This window comes from Bradyrhizobium diazoefficiens (assembly GCF_016612535.1).
Classification (GTDB): Bacteria; Pseudomonadota; Alphaproteobacteria; order Rhizobiales; family Xanthobacteraceae; genus Bradyrhizobium; species Bradyrhizobium diazoefficiens_C.
The window spans coordinates 954,014-975,276 of the sequence record NZ_JAENXS010000002.1 but is presented as its reverse complement, the minus strand read 5'-3'; the positions used below and the strand labels follow the sequence as shown (position 1 = coordinate 975,276).

Sequence of the window (21,263 nt, the reverse complement as noted above, 5' to 3'; positions counted from 1 at the left end):
ACGCGGTATGGCCGCGGGCGTTCCGCGTGGGCCGATCAAAGCGCGGCGGCGAGATATGCGTCTCGCCGCCGCACGAAGCTCAGTTCTTCAGCACGATGCGGCCGACGACGTGGCCGGCGCGCAGCTCGTCGATCCATTTCTGGACGTCGCCCATCGGCTCTTCGCGCATCGGCGTCGGCTTGATCTTGCCGGCGCGGGCGAGCGCCATCAGCTCGTGGGCCTCCGCGAGCGTGCCGACCATGAAGCCCTCGACGGTGAGGCGCTTGTAGATCCACTGCACCATTGGCAGCGTGAACTGGCCGCCCATCAGGCCGGAGACCACGACCTTGCCGCCACGCGCAGCGACCGCGACCGCAAAGGCCATCGACTTTTCATTGCCGGCGAAATCGACGACTTCGTCGAAGCCGCCATCGGTCTCTTTCAGAATGCGTTTGATTACGTCGGGCTCGGACGGATCGTAGGCAACCGACGCGCCGCTCTTCAGCGCGGTCTCGCGCGCGGCCGGCGAGAGATCGGCGACCGTGATCGGTTGCTTGAACATGGCTTGCGCGAACGACAGGCCCATCATGCCGACGCCCCCAAGACCGATCAGCAGCAGATTGCGCTGGCGTGGACGGTCGACGAGACGCTTGAGCGCGCCATAGGCGGTGACGCCGGAGCACATCAGGGTCGCGGCCTGGTTGACGGGCAGAGGATCGTAATCGAGCAGATATTTCGCGTCGGGCACCAGCACGTGGGTGGCAAAGCCGCCGTCGATGGCGACGCCGAGGAAGCGCTGCTTGGCACAGAGGTTCTCGTCGCCGTTCTTGCAGTCGCGGCACTGGCCGCAGCCGATCCAGGGAAACACCGCCTTCTTGAGACCCACGAGGCTTGCCGGCACGTCGGGGCCGATTTCGTCGACCACGCCGGCGATCTCGTGGCCGAGCGTGAAGGGCAGCGTCATTCCGCGCGTGGTGTCGAGCTTCTTGCCGCCGCCGAGGTCGGCATAGCCGTCCTGGATGTGCAGGTCGGAATGGCAGAGGCCGCAGCGCTCGATGCGCACCAGCACCTCGGCAGCTTGCGGCTTGGGCGTATCGACGATGGTCTCGCACAAGGGCGCATCGAACTTGACCAACGACTGCCGACGCATCAACGCCATATTCCTTCCTCCGAAATTCCGATTATCGAGATTGCTTGCGTATATCGGCCAATTCACGGGCCATGGCAACAAAGCCTGAAATCGGAATTGTCTCGGCGCGCCGCGTCGCGTCGACGCCGGCGGCCTGCGCAAGTCGCGCGGGGTCGGCCTGAAGCGATTTCAGGCTCTGGCGCAGCATCTTGCGGCGCTGGCCGAAGGCTGCGGCGGCGACCTGTTCGAGCAGCTTGCGGTCGCACGGCAGCGGCTTTTCGCACGGCATCAGGCGTACGACGGAGGACGTGACTTTCGGCGGCGGCACGAAGGCGGACGGCGAAATGTCGAACAGGATTTTCGTCTCGCAGCGCCAGTTGGCGAGCACGCCGAGGCGGCCATAGGCCTCCTCGTCCTCGCGCGCGACGATCCGTTCGGCCACCTCGCGCTGAAACATCAGCACCATCATGTCGTACCAGGGCGGCCAGGGCTCGGTGGCGAGCCAACCGATCAGGAGTTGAGTGCCGATGTTGTAGGGCAGATTGGCGACGATCCTGGCGCGATCGCCCGCGAGCAGTGGGCGCGGGTCGAACGTCATGGCATCGCCATGCACGATCTCGAGCCGGCCGGGATAGCGCGCGGAAATATCACTCAGCGCCGGGATCGCGCGTTCGTCATGCTCGATGGCGATGACGCGTCTGGCGCCGAGTGCGAGCAGTGCCCGCGTCAGCCCGCCCGGGCCCGGGCCGATCTCGACGATGGTGGTCTCTTCGAGAGGCGCTGCCGCGCGGGCGATGCGCGCGGTGAGATTGAGATCGAGCAGGAAGTTCTGGCCGAGCGATTTGCGGGCCGACAGAGCGTGCTGGCGAATGACCTCGCGAAGCGGCGGGAGGTCGTCGATCGCGCTCATCAGCTTTTTGCCGCCGCCATGCGGCTGGCAAGTTTGAGCGCTGCGATCAAACTCGCGGGGTTGGCTTTGCCGGTGCCGGCGATATCGAACGCGGTACCGTGATCGGGCGAGGTGCGGATGAAGGGCAGGCCGAGCGTGACGTTGACGGCGTCGTCGAACGCCACCGTCTTGATCGGGATCAGGGCCTGGTCGTGATACATGCACACCGCGCAGTCATAGGTGTTTCGCGCGGCCTCGTGAAACATGGTGTCGGCGGGCAGCGGGCCCCTGGTGTCGATGCCGTCGTTGCGCAGAATTTTGAGCGCCGGCGCGATCACGGTCTGCTCCTCGTGGCCGAGCGAGCCGTCCTCGCCGGCGTGCGGATTGAGGCCGGAGATCGCAATCCGCGGCTGGGCGATGCCGAAGCGGGATGTCAGCTCGGTCGCGACGATGCGCACGGTCGAGACAATGAGCTCGCTCGTGAGCTGGCTGAGGGCCTCTCGCAGGGAAACGTGGATCGTCACCGGCACCACGGCGAGCTGCGGCGACCACAACATCATCACCGGCTGCGGCGGGCGGCCGTCCGTGCTCGCGAGCTCGGCGAGGAATTCGGTGTGGCCGGGATGGCGGAAGCCCGCGCGGTAGAGCACGCTCTTGGCGATCGGGTTGGTGACGACGGCGCTGGCGCGACCCTCGCGCACGTCGCTGACCGCCTGGCGGATCGAGGCGAGGGCTGCCGGTGCGCTCGAGGCGTCGGGCTTGCCGGGTGCGGCGGTCGCACGCGCGCCGGTCGCAACCACGGGCAGGGCCTCGGTGAAGGCGGCCTCGGCCTCGCCGGGGCTCACTGAGGCGGTCCTGATGTCGGCGCCAAGCGCCAGACCCAGTTTCTCGGCGCGCTGCGCGATCAGCGCTTCGTCGCCGAGCAGATAGAAGGCGGGAAGGCCCAGCTCGCGGCGCCTGAGCCAGGCTGCGATGGTGATGTCGGGGCCGATGCCGGCGGGCTCTCCGAGCGTCAGCGCGAGGGGCTTTGCAGGAGGCTTGACGGAAGGTTGGGCCATCAGTGGTTGCGATATTCGATCATCGCCGCCTTGCGGATCTCGTCGAGATAGGCCTTCTGGGTCTTCTCGTATTTCTGCTGGTACATCTGCTCGCGGATCTCGCGCTTCTTCGGCGTGTCGATCATGGTCGGCTTGCGCGAGCACAGCACCACCATCTCGATGCCCGCCTTGGTCACCTCCGGCGCCGTGAGATGGCCGATCGGCATGTCGTCGAGCACCTTGCGCAGAGCTTCCGGCAGATCCGCCGTGGTCTTGGTGACACTCTCGCGGATGGTGGCGTTCGGCGTCGAGCGGAACAGCGAATTGGCCTCATCGCAGCTCGCGACGCGCGACCGGTAGGTCTCGGCTTCCTTCATCCGCGTCTCCTGGAAGGCCGAAGACGAGCCACGCGGCACGATCAGCACGATCGGCTGCATCTTGTATTCGGTGCCCTCGATCTGGAGCTTCTCGCTGCCGCCCTCGCGCACCTTGTCGGCGACGTCCTTCTCGCCGACCATCAGCTTCTCCTTGAAGCGACCACGCACGAGACTGGTCCAGACCATCTCCGACTTCATGCGGCCCTTCAGGGTTTCGGGGCGAACGCCCTTGATCTCGAGCGACTTGGTGAGCTGATCCGGCGTGATGCGCATGCGCTGCGCCATGGCCTCGTAGGACTGGTTGATGTCGGAGACGCCGGGATCGACGCCGTATTTCTTGCCTTCCTTCATCTTGATCTTGTCGTCGATCAGCTCGTTGATGACGTCCTGACGGCTCGGGGTCTTCTGGGTCGTCAGCTGGTCGAGCTTGGAGCGCTGCTCGATGTCGTAATCGGTGATGGGATCGCCGTTGACCATGACGACGATGTTCTGCGCCCGTGCCGGCGCGCCGGCCAGAACCAGTACAGAGCCGAGGACGAGAAGGAGGAGGCGGAAAGCGGGAAGTGGGGTCGTCATGATTGTCGCTCGCATGTCAGCCGCGATGTACCTGCGATGGGGAACACGCGGCCGGCACTTCAAATCGTTCACTGGAGACCGGCGGAACTGCTGGACCCCGTCGAGGTCGCGATCGTGCGCAGGCCGATCTGGAACATGAACGCGTGGCTCAGCACGGGCGGCGTGGTGCCCGCAGAATAGCTATACGAAGTTACATAGTTCGCCGCCAGCACGAAGCAATCGTCGACGTAGCCGGCGCCGAGCACATATTGGTTGATCTTGTTGGCCTCGAGATCCCAGCGTGCCGAGCCCGTCACCACCCAGTTGGTCGCGACCTTGATCGAGCCTGACGTCAGGATGCCCTCGCGGCGGGTCAGATAGCCGAGCTCCGGCTGCGGCGCGTAATTGCCGTACATCATGCTGATCGACCAGCGATTGAAGTTGGCGCGGCCTTCCGCCTCGAAGCGCTGGACGTTCCAGGTCTGCTCGTCCATGCGGGAGCGGACGCTGAACGTATAGGTGCTGTTCGGCGAGTAGGCGGCGCTCGCGACATAGTCGGAGCGCGGCTTGTCGAGGCCGGAATCGAGGCCGGTGTTGATGGAGTCCTGCACCGCGTAGGAGTTCATGCCGAACAGCTGGTAGGACTGGCCGAACAGCACCTTGATGGCGCCGCCCCTGTCGAACTGCGTGGTTGCCTGCACGCCGACATTGGCGCGGCCGCCGCCCTCGACGCGGTCGTAGCCGGAGAACTTGTCGACGCTGAACAGGTTCGAGGTGTCGAACACCATGCTCTGCGCATCCTCGTTCGGAAGCTTGCCGGCATAGGTCTCGTTCGGGCGGATGATGATCTGCGCGATCGGCTCGATCGTGGTCGAGCCCCACGGCTGAACGTTGATGAAGGGATAGCGGTATTCGAGGCCGACGGTCGGCATCAGGCGGAACGCCTGGGTGTCGCCGACGGGCAGATAGTTCGACACGCCCGGCTGGTTGGAGACGTCGGAGTTGATCGCGTCGGCGCGCAGGATCGCGAACGGCGTCCAGATCTCGCCGAACGGATCGGTAAAGGACTTGCGCCACTGCGCCTCCGCCGACAGGCGGGTGTAGGTGCCGGGGAAGCCGCGCAACAGGCACTGCGACGGCGTGCGCGCGAGCGGATCGGCCGACGTCGTCGTGCACAGGCTGCTGGTGTTGGCGAGCGTCGTGATCGGATCGAACACCGCGGTGTCACGCGACAGGTTCACGAAATTGGTCTTGTAGCTGAACTCGCCGCCGAAGACGGGATAATTGAGCACATTCGAGTAGTCGATCACGGGATAGACGACCGGCACCACGTTCTGGTTGCCCGAATAGCTCAGCCAGTACATCGTGCGCGCGTCGAAGAAGCTGCGATTGCCGACGCCGGTCAGAAAAAGCTGCGAGAGTGCATCGGTCGGCAGATACAGGAACGAGCCCAACGGATCGCGATATTGCGACAACCGATAGTCCGAGAAGAAATAATAGTCGGACATGAGGACGCCGTCCCAGCCCCAGACCCACTTGTCGTTCAGCGCGAACTGACCCTTGGTGTCGACGGCGCCGCGGAACTGCTTGTCGCCGGGCTGGCCCGCGAGCGCGCTCGGATCGAGCTGGTCGATGCCGTAGACACGCACCTGGTAGGCGCCGTCCATCAGGCGCTGGCGGAATTCGGCCTGCAACAGCACGCCCTGCTTGGAAGTAATGCGCGGGTTGAAGGTTGCGTCCATGTCCGGCGCGATTGCCCAGTAGAACGGAACTTCGACGCCATAGCCGAACGGGGTGTTCGACGTGAAGCCCGGCATCAGGAAGCCGGTCTTGCGCTTCACGGTCGGATCGGGGGTCGAGAAGTAAGGCATGTAGGCGATCGGCACGCCGAAGAATTCGAGCTGCGCCGTTTCGAAATATAGCATCTTCTCCTGCTGGTCGTGGATGATGCGGGCACCCTTGACCTGCCAGAGCGGAGGCTTCTTCGGATCGTCCTTACACGGGGCGCAGGCCGTGTAGACGCCGTTCTCAAACACCGTGTAATTCCCGCTGGAGCGGTCGGCCCGGGTCGCGGCCATGCGGGTCTGGTCGGCGGTGTCCACGCGCAGCGAATCGACGAAACCGTCGCGGTAGTCGTCGGAGAGATCCAGGATCTCGGCATAGGTGATCTTGCCGTCGGCATCCGTCATGCGGATGTTGCCTTCGGCATGCAGCCGCTTGGTCTTCTGGTCGTAGATGACCCGGTCGGCCTCGACGCTGGTGCCGTTGTAGAACAGCTGCACGTTGCCGACCGCGGAGACACGCGAATTGTTGTAGTCGTAGTCGACCTCGGTCGCCTGCACGAGCATCTGCCCGTCATTGGCGGCCTTTGGCGGTGTCGGATGTGGCGGCCGTGGATTATAGGTGAAGCTCTGGGCGGCCGCCGGCGCCACCGTGGCAAGATCCATCATGCCGGCGAGCGAGGCGACCGCGGCGATGGCAAGCAGGATCTTACGCGCAGACAAGCCAGACCCGTTCGCGCGCACGAGGGTGCGCAGCGCCAAACCAGACACGGGTCCTCGGCGGACGGCCGTCACTATCCGTCCTCCTGATACAGCAAGGCCAAAAAGCCGGTGAGGCCGCCCACCACCACGGGCAACCACGCCGCAGCGATCGGATGCATCAACTCAGCCTTGCTCAAGTCTTCAGTCACTTTCGACAAAACGTAGAGCAGAAAGCCTGCGCCCACGCCACTCAAAACCATTTTCTGTACGCCGCCCATCCGGAAGAAGCGCAACGACACGGAAGCCGCGAGCATCACCATGGCGGCGAGCAAAAACGGCTGTGCCAGCAGCTTGTGATACTGGAGTCGATATCCGGCTGTCGCGAACCCCGAGCTCTCGGACGAGCGGATGTAGCTCGGTAGTTGCCAAAAGGACACAGTCTCGGGTGTGGAAAAGCTGTTGCGGACCTGCGCCTCGGTCAGTGTCGTCGGAATCTCCAGGCTGGCCTGATCGACCGGCGGGGAGTCGAGCGAGAAGCGGCGCACGCCCTTGAACAGCCAACGGCCGGATTCGAGCGTCGCCTCGCGCGCCTCGACCCGCTCCTTGAAATGCTGCTCTGTGTCAAACCGGAACAGCGTGAGCCCCGTCAGCCGGACGCCCTGCTGTTCGCTGCGCGCCGCGTTGATGATGGTCTGGCCGTCGCTGGTCACCTGGTTGAGCCAGAAGCCCGAGGCGTCCTGGATGCCGCCGCCGGGCGCGGAGCCGAACAGCTCCGCTTCCATGCGCTTGGACAGCTCGCGCAGATTCGCCGACATCGGATTATAGGCGACGGTGGCGATGACGCCAATCAGGAGCGCGCTGCCGAGCGCCGGCGAGATGAACTGCCAGGCCGAAATGCCGGCGGCGCGCGCGACCACGAGCTCGAGCCGGCGGGAGAGGGCGAGATAGCAGGTCATGGCGCCGATCAGCATGCAGAACGGCGTCAGCTTCTCCAAAAGCTGCGGCACCCGGAACAACGAGGTTTCGGCCACCATGACCGCGGAGGCGGATGCGAGCCCTGAAGTCTTGCGTACCATCTCGATGTAGTCGACCAGCACCAGCAGCAGGAAAATGCTCGCGAACACGCCGAGTGCTGCAACCACGAAGCGGCCGGCGAAATAGCGCCCGAGCGTGTTGGTGAGCATGCTCATGCGGCGGCCGGCCGTCCGAACAGCCGCGCGATGCGCGCGTTCGATCTGTTGATGGCCTCCATCAGGCCGGCAGGCGGCTCGACCACGACGCCGCCGACGATCAACCACATGCCGGCGCCGATCGCGACCGCCAGCATCGCATATTGCACGGCGGCGGCGAGCGGCGACTTCACCGCCATCACCGAGCAGGCAAATCCGGCCATGCGCAGCCCGAACACCGCGAGCACCGAGCCGCCGATCGAGAAGTTGCGGCTCTGGCGCGTCGTGCGCGGCGCGCCGAGGAAGGCGAAGGTCAGCGCCGCGAACGCGAACGGGTAGAGTGGCGCCATCAGCCGATCATGCAGCTCGGACCAGAACTGGCCGGGGACCGCCTTGTAGACGGGATCGTCCGCGGACGGCGAGAACAGCTCCCAGAGATAGCGTTCGCGAATGCCGAGGGTGACGTCGTGGCCCTGGTTGGAGAACTTCGACATGTCGAAGCCGTAGCGGCCGAACGCCACCAGTGCCGGATCGCGCTTGCCGGCCTCGAAGCGCTGGAGATTGCCGTCCTTGAGCACCAGGAACGATCCGTTGTCGTTCTTCACGACCTCGCCCTGCTCGGCAACGATCGAGATGCGCTCATTCGGATCGCGGCGGTCGTCGATGAAGATGCCGGCGAGGATACCGCCGGGCAGGCGCTCGCGGATCCGAATCGTGAGGTTCTTGTCGAGCTGGGCGAAGCGGCCGGGCTGGAGGATATTGGTGAGCACGTCGGCGGTGATCTCGGCGTCCCATTGCTTAATCCGCCGCATGCCGTCGGGGGCGAGATAGGCCGAGATGAAGGCGACCAGCAGCGCCACAACGCAGGTGGCGTAGAAGAACGGATAGAACAGCCGCAACGGCGAGAAGCCGGCGGCATTCATCACGATGATCTCGGAATCGGTCGCGAGCTTGTTCAAGGTGTGCGAGATCGCGATCATTAGCGCGATCGGCGAGATGATCAGGATCAGCGCCGGGATCACGAGGCTAGTGATGCCGAGGAAGGTCAGGATGGTCTGACCCTGGCTCGTCATCAGGTCGATGCCGCGCAACGCCTGCGTAATCCAGATCACGCCGGTGAGGCTGACCAGGACGAGCGCAAACGACGCCAGCGTCGTGCGGAAAATATACCTGTCGATCGACCCCATGCGCTACCGCACGAATCCCCACCAAAGCCCCAAAGTCGTCCCGGGAATTTCCGGCTGTCCGACCCATCCCGGAAGGGATCCCCAGGGTCGCGCAGCCATCTCGTCCGCCGGCTTATTTTCTCAGTACCATCCCTTTGATCCGTCAACAAAATGGCCGACCCATGGCACCCTCAATATATGGTTAATATTTCCCTCGTTGTGACCTCCCTGCCACGGGCGGCGCCTGGCATATGACACTTGCCGTCGGGCAAGTTCGAGGCGCCAGGTCAAGGCACTGTCAAGGCACTGACAAGCCAAGAGGAAAATTCAATTTTCCGGGGCGAACTGGGCGATAGGGCATTGCGCCGTTCGACTGGCCAGGAGCGGCCAGCATTGCCCTTTCGGCCCAATCCGGGCTTAGGCCATCTAACCGCGCTGCGTTGGTCGGCCTCATGGCTTTGGATGAGTGGGTACAAAGCCAGAACAAAGACTGCCGGCGCATCCGGATATATCGCTTTGATTGGGAGCGAAGGCCGCCGCCTCGGTTTGGGGCGACCCGACTCCGAAGATACGGCCATCGCGAATTTACGGCGTTCGAGCTTGCGCGTCCCGCTCGGCGCCCGGCGCAAACAAATCAACCAGGGTAAGTGCTTCTACCGTCGGTGCCGCTTTAAGATTCGGCCTGAGCTGCGCCTGAAAGACTCGAAACGACTCGAGCGACGTTGGATAATGCTCCGCTTCGACCGTACTCTGACGCACGAAATGCATAAAGGTACGGCCGTCTGGCCGGAGATAGACCGCGTATTCGACGCCGTCATGACCGATCGAGCGCAACTCGCGCATGACCGCCTCGATGTTGAGCTTGTTTTGCTCCACGTAGTCCGGCCGCACCGAATATTGGACGAGATTCACTTTCATGTTGTTCTCCTGTTCGATCGTGGAGGCTCTCGATGTTGTCAGGCACTGCGGCGGACTGAGGCGATTGTTTGCGAGTATCGCGAAGGCAGCCACGTTCCGGCCACGGAACCCATGAGCGAAAAGATTGCTGCCACGGTGATTGCAGGAATAAACCCCGCCGTGAAACGCTCCGGGGAGCCGAAGTTTCCCGCGGCCGCAAAGGCTGCTCCCAGCGCCGCGACGCCAAAGGCGCCCCCGAAATAGCGCAGCATGTTGAAGACGCCCGACGCCTTACCGATCTCGGTCGGCGCGACCGAGCTCAACACCGCGTGTTGCGCGGCCGGCATTGCCATAGACACGCCAGCGCCCGCGAGAATCAGCGGGGCGGCGATCTCGACATACGACAACGAGGGTGTTGCGCGCTGTGCGATCCATGCAAAGCCAATCGCCTGCAACAGGAGGCCGCCAACGACAAGCGGCCGTTCGCCGACCCGATTGACCAGTGCTCCGCCGAGTGGCGCGAAGACGAAGAGTGTCGCAGTCCACGGCAGCAATTTCAAGCCGACGCCGAGCGGATTATTGCCCTGCGCAGTCTGCAGGAACTGCGGCAGGAAAAAAAGGACGCCATACATCGAGGCATAGAGTGCAAAGCTGACCGCGTTGCCGGCAAGAAAACCGGTCGACGCGAAGAGCCGCATCGGCAGCATCGGCGCCGCCTCGCGCCGTTCATATTCGACGAAGATCGCGCAGAGTGTCAGGCCAGAGATCAATGCGACCACAACTTCCGCGCTCCCCCAGCCGGCGGAATTAGCGTGCATCAATCCCCAGATCAGCGCGAACATGGCGCTCGTAGCCAGCACGAGACCCAGACCGTCGAGCTTCGCGTCCGCTCCGTGGCTCTCCTCGATTTTTCGGTACACGAGCAGGAGAGCGACAAGGCCGATGGGCAAATTGAGCCAGAAGATCCATTGCCAGGCAAAACCGGAGGCAATTGCGCCGCCGACAATCGGGCCCGCAATCAAGGCAAGCCCCGTGATGCTGCCGAAGACGCCGAGCGCCTTTGCGCGCATCTCGCGCGGAAATGCTGAACTCAGTAACGCCATTGCAAGCGGCATGACCAGCGCGGCGCCTGCGCCCTGCAAGGCACGGGCCGCGATCAGCGAGCTGGCGGAGCTTGAAAGCGCACAGGCGGCCGACGCGACGAGAAAGAGGGCGAGCCCAGCCGCAAACATGCGTCGGCGTCCGAATCGGTCGCCCAGTGCCGCGCCGGTCAACAACAGCGCCGCAAAGCTCAGGCCATAGGCGTTGACGGTCCATTGCAGCGCCTCAATCGAGGCGTCAAGATCGAGGCGGATCGCGGTCAATGCGGTGGTGACAACCAGGGCATCGAGCGCCACCATGAACGAAGCGATGGACGTCAAGACAAGGACCCAGGTCCTTATGGCTGGTCCGGCGGGTGTCGTCGATGCTTGTGTCATGGCGGTTCTCCAGTTTGCATCCCGTAAGACGACCGGGCGGCCTCGAAGGATTCGCCGGATAAAAAATTGTTCGGCGGGTGAATCTTTTGCGCTCCCCGGAACGTCTTCCGAGTGGAGCGCGCCCACACCGGGGATTGTTCGCCCGAGATGCTATGCTCAAGCGAGGAAGTGGTTGGATGTGAATGACAGGATGAACCAAGGAGAGCCGCATGCGGCGTTCGGCCAGATCCTGGCTGCGCTTCGGCCGAAGCTGCATCGCTATTGCGCGCGAATGACCGGCTCGGTGATCGACGGCGAGGACGTCGTGCAGGAAACCATCTTGAAAGCCCTGGAAGCGCGTGACGAGATTGAGTCACTTGCAATTCCCGAAGCTTGGCTGTTCCGGATCGCTCATAATGTGGCGCTGGATTTCCTGCGCCGCCGGGCCAGACATCGGGCAGCCCATTCCGACGAGGATCTCGACATGATTGCTGACATGGCGGCAGCCGACAGCCGGCTTGCCACGGCCGCTAGCATGCGAATCTTCATGCAGTTGCCGGCCGCGCAGCGGTCCAGCGTCGTACTGATGGATGTCCTTGGTTATTCGCTCGAGGAGATCTCCGTCATCACCCAGATGACGGTTCCGGCCGTTAAAGCATCGCTGCACCGAGGGCGGGGCCGGCTACAGGGATTGTCAGAACAGCCCGATGACGCGCGATTGCCAAGCCTCGCCGACGGCGAACGCGCTTTGCTGAGCGCGTATGTGGACCGCTTTAACGCTCGCGATTTCGATGCGGTCCGCGACATGCTGGCCGACGAGGTGCGGCTCGAGCTCGTCAACCGAAGCAAGCTGAACGGGCGCCGCCAGGTCTCGAACTATTTCAGCAACTATTCGCGCGTGACGGACTGGCGACTGGTGGCCGGCTTTGTCGACCGGCGCCCGGCTATCCTGGTTTGCAATCCGGACGACCCGCACCGCAGGGCAGCTTATTTCGTGCTGTTGCAATGGACGAAAGAGCGCCTCGCGACGATCCGTGATTTTCGCTATGCGCCGTATGTGCTCGACGGCGCGGAGATCGTCATCCTGGAATGACCCCGGTCGTGAGCCCCGCGGGCGCTGTCGGTGCCATCGACCGATAAAGGCAGCTGGACCTCATGCGCATCTGGCTGGGATTCGCTTTCAACTGAGCAAACCACGAAGAGTACGGCCGACCAGGTAATCTACCTGGCGCTGCTCGCGAGTTGACGATGCTCCGTCAACAGGGAGCGTCCTTGCCACGGGCGGTGCTTGGCATTGACCGCGTCCCTGGCCCATAGTGAGGGACGACGAGTGAATCGCCGTTCAGGTCCGGCTTCCGGCCGTATCGGTTAATCGGCAAAAAGCCCATGCTTTCGAGGAGTTACCCATGTCCGATGCCATCAAGGTCGGCTTCGTCCCGCTCTCTGCTGCCGCCCGTGGCATCCTGGTCGTGTTCTGTGACGAGGCTCTGAAGGTCGGCCCGGCGACGGCCAAGGCGCTCGGCGGGGCGGGCGAGCTTGTGAAGCGAGCGGCGGCCGCCGCCTCCTTCAAAGGTAAAAGCGGCGCCGCCCTGGATATCCTCGCCCCGGAAGGCCTGAAGGCCGAGCGCCTGATCGTGATCGGGACCGGCAAGGCATCAAGCCTGAAGGGCAGCGATTTCCTCAAATTCGGCGGCATGGCCGCCAGCAAGCTCAAGGCGGGTTCCGCGGCCATGACCATCATGGCGGAGCTTCCTGATGGCGCCATGACCAGCGAGCGGGCGGTTGCGATCGCCTCGGGCCTGCGGCTGCGCGCCTACAAGTTCGATCGCTACAAGACCAAGAAGAAGGATGGCGAGGAGGGCGCGCTGCGCGCCGATGTCTCGCTCGCGGTCGGCGACGCGGCTGCGGCGAAGAAGGCCTTTGCCGCCGCCGGCGCGGTCGTCGAGGGCGTCATCATCGCGCGCGACCTCGTCAACGAGCCGCCGAACGTGCTGTTCCCCGAGGAGTTCGCGCGCCGCGCAGGCCTGCTTCGCAAGCTCGGCGTCAAGATCGAGGTGCTCGACGTCAAGGCGATGCAGAAGCTCGGCATGGGCGCGCTGCTCGGCGTCGGCCAGGGCTCGGCGCGGCCGAGCCGCACCGTGATCATGCGCTGGGACGGGGCCAAGAAGGGCGAGTCGCCGGTCGCCTTCGTCGGCAAGGGCGTCTGCTTCGATACCGGCGGCATCTCGATCAAGCCGGCCGGCAGCATGGAAGACATGAAGGGCGACATGGGCGGGGCTGCCTGCGTCGTCGGCCTGATGCACGCGCTCGCAGCGCGCAAGGCCAAGGTCAACGTCGTCGGCGCCATCGGCCTGGTCGAGAACATGCCCGACGGCAAGGCGCAGCGGCCGGGCGACATCGTCACCTCGATGTCGGGCCAGACCATCGAGATCATCAACACCGACGCGGAAGGCCGCCTCGTGCTGGCCGACGTGCTCTGGTACGTGGCCAAGAAGACCAAGCCGAAATTCATGGTGGATCTGGCGACCCTGACCGGGGCGATCGTGGTCGCGCTTGGCACCGATCATGCCGGCATGTTCTCCAACAATGACGAACTCGCCGAGCGCCTGCTCGCCGCCGGCATCGAGAGCGGCGAGAAGGTCTGGCGCCTGCCGCTCGGCCCCGAATACGACAAGCTGATCGATTCCCAATTCGCGGACATGAAGAACACCGGCGGCCGGCACGGCGGCTCGATCACTGCGGCGCAGTTCCTGCAGCGCTTTGTCGACGGCACGCCGTGGGCGCATCTCGATATCGCCGGCACCGCCATGGGCGCGCCGAAGACCGACATCAACCAGAGCTGGGGTTCAGGCTATGGCGTCCGTCTGCTGGATCGTCTGGTGGCAGATCATTACGAGCGCAAATGACGCAAAATGACTGAGGTGCTGTTCTACCATCTGCAAAACATGACGGTTGAGAACGTCTTGCCGTCGCTTCTCGAGAAATCGCTCGAGCGTGGCTGGCGCGTCGTGGTGCAGTCGACCTCGCCGGAGCGCGCCGATGCGCTGGACGCGCAGCTGTGGACCTATCGCGACGAGTCCTTCCTGCCGCACGCGACATGGCGCGTGAACGATGTTGCCGACCAGCCGATCGTGCTGGCGATCGAGGCGGACAATCCGAACGGTGCCAATGTCCGCTTCCTGGTCGACAACGCCGCGTTGCCGCAGGACGTACAGGACTATGAGCGTGTGGTGCTGCTGTTCAACGGCGACGATCCGGATGCACTTGGGGCTGCCCGCAGCACCTGGACGGATTGCAAGACGCGTGGATTTGAGGTCACCTATTGGCAGGCCGACGAACGGGGCCGGTGGCAGCGGCGAAATTAGCAGCCGTCTGCAATTAATGATAAATTGGACTTTCGCAGCCAAACTGGCTTCGGCCACCTTCGTGCCGCAAAGTGATGTTGGGACAATCGCTTAGGGCTGCTCCTTGACGTGGGGAATTTGGTTATCGTGCGACATCAAAAGCTTCCAAAGTCGCTCATAATTGCGTTGGCCGCTGTCGCGCCGCTGATCGCGGGTTGCTCGGGCGGGACCGATCTGCTGTCGAAAGACGCCGAATGGTTCAACAAGCCGAGCCGCCTGTTCATCAAGAACATCTCGATCGAATCGCCGCCGCTGACGCCCGACAAGCCGGTCGGGGCCGAGGATCTCGTCAGCGCCGACGGCGCATGCCCCGGCATGGCGCCGCCGCCGGGACCTGCCGACGCCAACGCATCGACCACGGCGCCCGCGCCCACGGGCGGCACGGTCGCGCTCGGCCACACCGAATGCGACGTGGTGCGCGGCATCGGCGCGCCCTCGAACGTCAATCTCTCCAGTGATGCCGCCGGCCGTCGTGTTGCGGTGGTGACGTGGACGACCGGTCCCCGCGCGGGCATCTACACGTTCACATCCGGACGGCTCTCCGCGATCGAAGGCTCCCCGGAGCCGCCGGTCGTTCCGAAGCCGGTGAAGCCGAAGGCGAAGGCGAAGAAGAAGGCGGCGACCTAAGGCGCCGCGCTTCAAGCGGCTTTGCGTCCCTTGATCGCCGTCGCCCAGGCGTGAACCGTGATCTCTCCCGTTGCGCTTGCCGGCAGTCTGTCCCGCAGCCGGCGCTTCAGCTCCGCGCTTTCCGCATCCGACAGCTTTCCCACGATTCCGCTCGGGCTGCTCACGACCATGGACAGCCAATAATCGTCGAAGTCAGCGAAGGTTCGTTCGACGACAAGCTCGCGAGTTTCGACATCGCGGATGCCCAGCTCCGCCCAAAGTGCCTTGAGAGCTGCGAAACGCGAGACATCCGCACTTGGGGGGCGCGCCGCCGGTTTGCCCGTGGCGTCAATCTCCTCCCACAAATGTTGCGTCGGCGTGCCGCCGCGCATGACGTCCCAGGTGTAGGACGCGACCATGCCGCCGGGCTTGGTCACGCGCAGCAATTCGGCGGCACCCTTGTGCGGATCGGGGACGAAAAACAGAACCAATGCCATCACGGCGGCGTCGAAGCGCGCGCTGTCGTAGGGCAGCGCCATCGCGTCGCCGACCGAGAGCTCGACCTGCTTTGCCGATATTTTCTGGCGCGCTGTCGCAATCTGCGCGTCGGATGGATCGATCGCGCTGATATGCGCGGGTGCGGATCTGGCGAGGATCATCTCGGTAAACGCGCCGTTGCCGCAACCGACGTCCGCCCACGCCAGACCCGGTCCCACCGCAAGCCAGTCGAGGAAGAGAGCCCCGGCCGACCGGCTCCAGGGCGCCATGAAGCGCTCGTAGGCCGCGCCGTCGGTGAATTTGATGGGTTCCGGTGACGACAAGTGAGGCCTCCCTTAAATGTCTTCGCGCTGAAATGCTGGTCGTACAATGACGATCGAGCTTAATACGAAACGGCCGGAAACTGCACGGGCAATTCGTGCGCGGCTTCGTCGTCCGGACTTTTCCAATTCGAGGCCTCGCTTGTACCTACCAAGGCCACGCTTCGACGGTTAGGCTGCCGGCATTGAGGCCGGGGGCAGGCATGAGACGTCGCGAATTCATGGCAGGATTGACGGCCGCTGCTGTGGTGCCGTCGGCGGGGCGCGGGCAACAGTCCAAACCGCCGCGCCGCGTGGGCGTGCTCGTCGGTCTTGCTGCAAATATCGACGTGCCGGTGGCGGGCGCCTTTCTCAAGCCGTTCCGTGAGGCCATGGGCAAGGCGGGCTGGGTCGAGGACGGCAATGTTCACATCGAGTACCGCTTCGGCGGCGCGCTGTCCGATCTTGCCAACACGCGCGCCTCCGCTGCGGAGCTCGTCGCGCTGGCGCCCGAGGTGATCTATGCCCAGGGCCTGCCGGCGACGCTCGCGCTGCGTCAGCAGACCACAACGATTCCCGTCGTGTTTACCCAGGTGATTGATCCGGTCGGATTCAAGCTTGCCGAAAGCCTCGGCCATCCCGGCGGCAATGTGACAGGCTTCGTCACCTGGGATTTCGCGATCGGCGGCAAATGGATGGAGCTGTTGCGCGAGCTCGATCCGAAGCTCGCCCGCGTGGCCATCCTCTTCAATCCGGATACCGCGCCCTATGCGCCCGGCCTTGTCGCCGCCGCCAGGGACGCTGCGTCCGGAATCGAGGTGGTCGAGATGCGGACTCACAATGACGGCGAAACCGAAGCTCAGCTCGAGGCGCTCGGCCGTGCGCAGAACAGCAGCCTGCTCGTCATCCCCGAACCCTTCACGAACGGGCATCGCGACCACATCGTCGCCCAATGCGCCCGTTTTCGCGTGCCCGCGCTGAATTCGGTGCTTGGCGCCGTCGATGGCGGAGCGCTGATGTCGTACACCTTCGTCTGGAACGAACTTGTCAGCGCACCCGTCGACTACATCGATCGCATTCTAAAAGGTGCCTCGCCGCGCGATCTGCCGATCCAGGCGCCCCGCCGTTACGAGCTGGTCATCAACCTGAAGACGGCCAAGGCGCTCGGCGTCGACGTGCCGCCCGTGCTGCTTGCACGCGCCGATCGGGTGGTCGAATAGCGCGTCGTCGTTCTGAAGCATGAGAGCAGTCTTGCTACGCGCGGGCTCATCTGCCAACGCTCAGGCTGCGGTTCTCGGCGCTATTTCGAATGGAAGTGTAACTGGATCGGAAGAATGCGTATCCTGATCGAACTGCGCTCGTGTGTAACCCCTCGGGTAATAGGAAAAACCCTTGAGGTCGAAATAAGCGTCGGCGTCCATGTACCGTCTCGACAGTTCGAGGCTAATGCGTTCTGCGGACGCAGCATCGAAGTCGCGACTGAGGTGCATCGTGGTGATTCCGCTCTCAAAGGCGCTTCGCGGATCCACTGGCCGAGCGCCGTGTTCTGCCCACTCATCAAGCAATATGCCCGCTGTTCTTGGTGGGCCGTATGCAATAACCGGTCCGACCGAGACCCCCCTGATGCTCTCCGCATGGTTATCCAGCCATGCTCTCGTCTCGGCCAGCGTCTGCTCTGTTTCCCCAGCGTACAAGAGGACGTTCACCTTCACCATGACACCGTTGTCTCGGCACGAGCTCAAGAGTTCTGAAGCGCTTTTGAGGTATTGATCCGGGCGCTTGGATTTATTCATCGCTAGGATTTGCGTCGGAGAGGCGGTCTCCAGTCCGAGATCGACCACCTTAAGGCCGGCACTCGCCAGCGATGCGACCGCCCCTGGCCTCAAAGTGTCTACGCGGGTCTCGGTACGCCAATTGATACCCAATCTTCCCTGTTTAGCAGTCTCCTCCGCGAGTCGATCTGCCCAACTTCGGTTTGGTGCGAATAGCGACGCCTGCATATAGGGGTGGATCTCGGAGCCTCCGTACTGCTCTTGGACAAGCGCCATGGACCGGGCGATGGCTTCCGGCGGGCGCAGCCGTTCAAGCGGGATATCGCGTTCCTCGCAGAACTGGCACCCCATGCCACACCCTCGGGAAGCCTCGATGCTGGGTTGATACGCGGCATGGCCTTCGACCAACAGGTGGTCGAGAGTGTAACTTGGTGTGGGCGCGATTGATCTTTGGTGGACGGATGCATCCGAGGTCAGAAGGCTCTCGATGATAGGCTCTCCCAAGCCAAGGACCACTTGATCTGCTTCGGGCACCATCGTCTGGAACCATTCAGGGTCAGGGCCAACGACCCAGCGGCCGCCTACAACAATCTTGCTGTCGGGATATGCGCTCTTTGCAAGTTTGCAGAACTCCCGAGCCCAAGGGAGCGCGTAATAACTAGGTATCGAAAGCATGAGCGGGTATTTGGATGGAAACTTATCCGCTGCGCGTAAAGTCTCGAGAATTTCCGTCGGTGAACGGTGCTCGCCATGCACGAGAACTGTATCGTGGCCTGCCAGGTTTAGCTTAGTTGCCAACGAGAGGGCGCCGTAGTTCAGGTATAGTTGACGGCGCGCAAGTAGATGGTCCCGCTTTTTCGGGGCCAGCATTCCTGCCGAGACGAATGGGACGACACTCGAACGACTCACCGCTGAGCACCTCTGTATTGGGCGAGCGATTGATATGGGAGGGACCATTGCCGTTTGTAAGTATCGAAGGGATAGATGGGAGCGGAAAAACAACACAAGTGCAGCTCCTCTGCTCTGCGCTAGAAGCCGTGGGTAAGAACGTCATTCGAACTAAGGAGCCGGATGGCGGTTGGCTTGGCCTGGAGGTGCGCGCCATGCTCACAAAAGAGAACAGGTCACTATCTCGGATCGAGGAGCTCCTACTCCTAAGCGCTTCGCGTTATGATCACGTCCGTAGCGTCGTTCGGCCCGCTGTCAAAGCTGGCAACTGGGTGGTGTCTGATCGCTTCGTAGATTCAACATTTGCATTTCAAGCGTATGGCGATGAGGATTTGACCGCACTTTTCAACGCTGTCACCCCGCTGGTCGTTGGTGATAGCCTCCCAGATTTCACGTTTGTTCTAGATCTGCCGGAGCAGGAGGCTATTGGCAGGCGGAGCGGTCGAGCCGACTTGGGCGGAGATCCCGCCGAAGCGATCCGTGACTTCCGAGCTATACGTTCTGGGCTTCTCGAAGCTGCCCGACTGTGGCCGGATCGCTGCCGTGTAGTAGATGCCCGAGGCAAAGAGACCGAAATAGCCGCACGGATTTGGGAAGAGCTTGAGTCCGGTTTCTGAGAGGGGAAGGAACTAACTGGTGTTTAATTTCCTCCACGCATCGTACCCCAGGGCAGTTCGTGAGGTGTTTTCACCGAGCCGCCACGTAGCCCGGACCCCGAAGTCCTAACCCATCGCCTCGTCGAACTGCGTGCTCGCCTCGAGCCATTGCTCCTCCGCGCGCGCCAGTGCATCCGCCGCATTCGCGCGCGCCTTCGACAGTTGCGCGGCCTGCTTGGGGTCGCGGGTAAAAATGTCGGGCAGAGCGAGGGCGGTGTCGATCTTGGCGATGATTTCGCTGACGCGCGCGATCTCGGTCTCGGCCTCCGCAATGCGCTTCTTCAGCGAGCCGCGATTGTCCGATTTCGCGCGCTGCGGCTTCTCGCTCGCGGCGCTGCGCTCGCGCGGGGCGGGCTCGCCGTTGCGTGAGGACAGCACCAGCCGGCGGTATTCGTCGAGGTCGCCGTCGTAATTGGTCACGGTGCGGTCGGCGACGATCCAGAGCTGGTCGGCGCAGGACTCGATCAGATAGCGGTCGTGCGAGACCATGATGATGGCGCCGGGAAATTCGTTGATTGCCTCGGCCAGTGCCGCGCGGCTGTCGATGTCGAGATGATTGGTCGGCTCGTCCAGGATGATCATGTTGGGACCGAAGAAGGTGGCGAGCCCCAAGAGCAGCCGCGCCTTCTCGCCGCCCGAGAGTTTGCCGACCTTGGTATCGGCCGCCTTGCCGGAGAAGCCGATCGCGCCGGCGCGCGCCCGCACCTTGGCCTCGGGTGCATCGCCCATCAGCTTGCGGACGTGGTCGTAGGTGGAGGCGTCCTCGTTCAGTTCGTCGAGCTGATGCTGCGCGAAATAGGCGATCGACAGCTTGTCCGCGCGCGTCACCTTGCCGGAGAACTGCGGAAGCCGGCCGGCGAGCAGCTTGACCAGCGTCGACTTGCCGTTGCCGTTGGAGCCCAGAAGCGCGATGCGGTCGTCATTGTCGATGCGTAGCGTCACGCGACTGAGCACCGGCGTTGCCGGATCGTAGCCGACGGTAGCATTGTCGACGGCGATGATCGGCGGCGACAATATCTTCTCCGGCGCGGGGAAGGTGATCTCGCGCACGTCCTCTGTCACCAGCGCCCTGATCGGTTTCAGCCGCTCCAGCATTTTAACGCGTGATTGGGCTTGGCGTGCCTTGGAGGCCTTGGCCTTGAAGCGGTCCACGAAGGCTTGCAGGTGCGCGCGCTCAGCCTCCTGGCGCTTGACCGCTTTGGCGTCGAGCAGCTCGCGCATGGCGCGCTGCTCCTCAAAGGAGGAGTAGGTGCCTTTGTAGAGCGTCAGCTTGCCGCGCTCCAGATGCAGGATCTGGTCGACCGAGCTCTCCAGCAGGTCGCGGTCATGGCTGATCACGATCACCGTGCGTGGATAATGCGCGAGGTGGTCCTCCAGCCACAGCGTGCCCTCGAGGTCGAGATAGTTGGTGGGCTCGTCGAGCAGCAGCAGGTCGGGGGCTGCGAACAGGGTCGCGGCCAGCGCGACGCGCATGCGCCAGCCGCCGGAGAATTCGGCGCAGGGGCGAAGCTGATCGGCGGCGGAAAAGCCGAGGCCGGACAGGATCGCGGCGGCGCGGCTCGGCGCCGAATGCGCGTCGATGTCGACGAGCCGGGTCTGGATCTCCGCGATCCGATGCGGATCGGTCGCATTCTCGGCTTCGTGAAGCAGCGCATCGCGCTCGAGGTCGGCTTTGAGCACGACCGAGATCAGGCTCTCAGGACCGTTCGGCGCCTCCTGCGCCAAGCTGCCGACGCGCCAGCGCGGCGGCAAGGTCACCGAACCGTGTTCGGCCGAAAGCTCACCGCGGATCACCTTGAACAGCGTCGATTTGCCGGTGCCGTTGCGTCCGACCATGCCGACGCGCGAACCGGGCGTGATCTGCACGGAGCTACTATCGATCAGAAGGCGTCCGGCGAGGCGGATGGAGAGGTCGGTGATGGAGAGCATGCCGCCTTGTCAC

Annotated in this window: 18 protein-coding genes; 6 read left to right on the top strand and 12 right to left on the bottom strand. The window is 63.6% G+C overall.

What is annotated here, in order from left to right:
* Positions 1 to 79: 79 nt before the first annotated feature.
* The 9 genes from JJE66_RS21495 to JJE66_RS21455 all read right to left on the bottom strand — a co-directional run bounded on the left by JJE66_RS21495 (position 80) and on the right by JJE66_RS21455 (position 11,159).
* A complete protein-coding gene (locus JJE66_RS21495) occupies positions 80 to 1,138 on the bottom strand; it encodes an alcohol dehydrogenase (RefSeq protein WP_200516504.1) in 1,059 nt (352 codons plus the stop codon).
* Positions 1,139 to 1,160: 22 nt separating this feature from the next.
* Positions 1,161 to 2,018 (bottom strand): 16S rRNA (adenine(1518)-N(6)/adenine(1519)-N(6))-dimethyltransferase RsmA, encoded by an 858-nt coding sequence (gene rsmA / locus JJE66_RS21490; protein ID WP_200516503.1) that lies wholly within the window; start codon positions 2,016 to 2,018, stop codon positions 1,161 to 1,163.
* Positions 2,018 to 3,055 (bottom strand): 4-hydroxythreonine-4-phosphate dehydrogenase PdxA, encoded by a 1,038-nt coding sequence (gene pdxA / locus JJE66_RS21485; protein ID WP_200516502.1) that lies wholly within the window; start codon positions 3,053 to 3,055, stop codon positions 2,018 to 2,020. Before pdxA ends, rsmA begins: the two co-directional genes overlap by 1 nt.
* Positions 3,055 to 3,987, bottom strand: a complete 933-nt coding sequence (locus tag JJE66_RS21480) for a peptidylprolyl isomerase (RefSeq protein WP_200516501.1) — start codon at positions 3,985 to 3,987, stop codon at positions 3,055 to 3,057. Before JJE66_RS21480 ends, pdxA begins: the two co-directional genes overlap by 1 nt.
* 68 nt (positions 3,988 to 4,055) lie before the next feature.
* On the bottom strand, positions 4,056 to 6,542 hold the full coding sequence (locus tag JJE66_RS21475) for an LPS-assembly protein LptD (protein ID WP_200516500.1): 2,487 nt from the start codon (positions 6,540 to 6,542) through the stop codon (positions 4,056 to 4,058).
* Entirely contained in the window at positions 6,542 to 7,639 is a 1,098-nt protein-coding gene (gene lptG, locus JJE66_RS21470) for an LPS export ABC transporter permease LptG (protein ID WP_200516499.1), read from the bottom strand. Before lptG ends, JJE66_RS21475 begins: the two co-directional genes overlap by 1 nt.
* Positions 7,636 to 8,805 carry an LPS export ABC transporter permease LptF gene (lptF, locus tag JJE66_RS21465; RefSeq protein WP_200516498.1) on the bottom strand — a complete coding sequence of 390 codons (1,170 nt, stop codon included), beginning with the start codon at positions 8,803 to 8,805 and terminating at the stop codon, positions 7,636 to 7,638. Before lptF ends, lptG begins: the two co-directional genes overlap by 4 nt.
* A 564-nt stretch (positions 8,806 to 9,369) precedes the next feature.
* On the bottom strand, positions 9,370 to 9,702 hold the full coding sequence (locus JJE66_RS21460; protein ID WP_200516497.1) for a hypothetical protein: 333 nt from the start codon (positions 9,700 to 9,702) through the stop codon (positions 9,370 to 9,372).
* Between the two features lie 38 nt (positions 9,703 to 9,740).
* Positions 9,741 to 11,159 (bottom strand): DHA2 family efflux MFS transporter permease subunit, encoded by a 1,419-nt coding sequence (locus JJE66_RS21455; RefSeq protein WP_200518642.1) that lies wholly within the window; start codon positions 11,157 to 11,159, stop codon positions 9,741 to 9,743.
* 190 nt (positions 11,160 to 11,349) lie between these two features.
* Between JJE66_RS21455 and JJE66_RS21450 the strand changes: the two genes are divergently transcribed.
* The 4 genes from JJE66_RS21450 (at position 11,350) to JJE66_RS21435 (ending at position 15,169) form a co-directional block, all read left to right on the top strand.
* Positions 11,350 to 12,231 (top strand): sigma-70 family RNA polymerase sigma factor, encoded by an 882-nt coding sequence (locus JJE66_RS21450; protein WP_200518633.1) that lies wholly within the window; start codon positions 11,350 to 11,352, stop codon positions 12,229 to 12,231.
* Between the two features lie 313 nt (positions 12,232 to 12,544).
* Positions 12,545 to 14,044: a leucyl aminopeptidase gene (locus JJE66_RS21445; RefSeq protein ID WP_200516496.1), complete on the top strand. Its 1,500-nt coding sequence runs from the start codon at positions 12,545 to 12,547 to the stop codon at positions 14,042 to 14,044.
* 6 nt (positions 14,045 to 14,050) lie between these two features.
* Complete coding sequence (locus tag JJE66_RS21440; RefSeq protein WP_200516495.1) at positions 14,051 to 14,503, top strand: DNA polymerase III subunit chi; 453 nt, start codon at positions 14,051 to 14,053, stop codon at positions 14,501 to 14,503.
* Between the two features lie 165 nt (positions 14,504 to 14,668).
* On the top strand, positions 14,669 to 15,169 hold the full coding sequence (locus JJE66_RS21435; RefSeq protein WP_200518631.1) for a hypothetical protein: 501 nt from the start codon (positions 14,669 to 14,671) through the stop codon (positions 15,167 to 15,169).
* A gap of 11 nt (positions 15,170 to 15,180) precedes the next feature.
* On the opposite strand, the gene JJE66_RS21430 is transcribed toward JJE66_RS21435, so the two are convergent.
* Positions 15,181 to 15,969, bottom strand: a complete 789-nt coding sequence (locus JJE66_RS21430; protein WP_200516494.1) for a class I SAM-dependent methyltransferase — start codon at positions 15,967 to 15,969, stop codon at positions 15,181 to 15,183.
* A gap of 200 nt (positions 15,970 to 16,169) precedes the next feature.
* On the opposite strand from JJE66_RS21430, the gene JJE66_RS21425 reads away from it, so the two are divergent.
* Positions 16,170 to 17,165: an ABC transporter substrate-binding protein gene (locus JJE66_RS21425; protein ID WP_200516493.1), complete on the top strand. Its 996-nt coding sequence runs from the start codon at positions 16,170 to 16,172 to the stop codon at positions 17,163 to 17,165.
* A gap of 60 nt (positions 17,166 to 17,225) precedes the next feature.
* On the opposite strand, the gene JJE66_RS21420 is transcribed toward JJE66_RS21425, so the two are convergent.
* On the bottom strand, positions 17,226 to 18,587 hold the full coding sequence (locus tag JJE66_RS21420) for a radical SAM protein (protein WP_246756492.1): 1,362 nt from the start codon (positions 18,585 to 18,587) through the stop codon (positions 17,226 to 17,228).
* A gap of 86 nt (positions 18,588 to 18,673) precedes the next feature.
* Between JJE66_RS21420 and tmk the strand changes: the two genes are divergently transcribed.
* Positions 18,674 to 19,282, top strand: a complete 609-nt coding sequence (gene tmk / locus JJE66_RS21415; RefSeq protein ID WP_200516491.1) for a dTMP kinase — start codon at positions 18,674 to 18,676, stop codon at positions 19,280 to 19,282.
* Positions 19,283 to 19,387: 105 nt separating this feature from the next.
* On the opposite strand, the gene JJE66_RS21410 is transcribed toward tmk, so the two are convergent.
* A complete protein-coding gene (locus JJE66_RS21410; protein WP_200516490.1) occupies positions 19,388 to 21,250 on the bottom strand; it encodes an ABC-F family ATP-binding cassette domain-containing protein in 1,863 nt (620 codons plus the stop codon).
* Between the last annotated feature and the right edge of the window lie 13 nt (positions 21,251 to 21,263).

Bases quoted from the DNA above. Each gene is read 5' to 3' on its own strand.
- JJE66_RS21495 (WP_200516504.1), bottom strand. From the start codon at position 1,138: ATGGCGTTGATGCGTCGGCAGTCGTTGGTCAAGTTCGATGCGCCCTTG.
- rsmA (WP_200516503.1), bottom strand. From the start codon at position 2,018: ATGAGCGCGATCGACGACCTCCCGCCGCTTCGCGAGGTCATTCGCCAG.
- pdxA (WP_200516502.1), bottom strand. From the start codon at position 3,055: ATGGCCCAACCTTCCGTCAAGCCTCCTGCAAAGCCCCTCGCGCTGACG.
- JJE66_RS21480 (WP_200516501.1), bottom strand. From the start codon at position 3,987: ATGACGACCCCACTTCCCGCTTTCCGCCTCCTCCTTCTCGTCCTCGGC.
- lptG (WP_200516499.1), bottom strand. From the start codon at position 7,639: ATGAGCATGCTCACCAACACGCTCGGGCGCTATTTCGCCGGCCGCTTC.
- lptF (WP_200516498.1), bottom strand. From the start codon at position 8,805: ATGGGGTCGATCGACAGGTATATTTTCCGCACGACGCTGGCGTCGTTT.
- JJE66_RS21460 (WP_200516497.1), bottom strand. From the start codon at position 9,702: ATGAAAGTGAATCTCGTCCAATATTCGGTGCGGCCGGACTACGTGGAG.
- JJE66_RS21455 (WP_200518642.1), bottom strand. From the start codon at position 11,159: ATGACACAAGCATCGACGACACCCGCCGGACCAGCCATAAGGACCTGG.
- JJE66_RS21450 (WP_200518633.1), top strand. From the start codon at position 11,350: ATGAACCAAGGAGAGCCGCATGCGGCGTTCGGCCAGATCCTGGCTGCG.
- JJE66_RS21445 (WP_200516496.1), top strand. From the start codon at position 12,545: ATGTCCGATGCCATCAAGGTCGGCTTCGTCCCGCTCTCTGCTGCCGCC.
- JJE66_RS21440 (WP_200516495.1), top strand. From the start codon at position 14,051: ATGACTGAGGTGCTGTTCTACCATCTGCAAAACATGACGGTTGAGAAC.
- JJE66_RS21425 (WP_200516493.1), top strand. From the start codon at position 16,170: ATGAGACGTCGCGAATTCATGGCAGGATTGACGGCCGCTGCTGTGGTG.
- JJE66_RS21420 (WP_246756492.1), bottom strand. From the start codon at position 18,587: ATGCTGGCCCCGAAAAAGCGGGACCATCTACTTGCGCGCCGTCAACTA.
- JJE66_RS21410 (WP_200516490.1), bottom strand. From the start codon at position 21,250: ATGCTCTCCATCACCGACCTCTCCATCCGCCTCGCCGGACGCCTTCTG.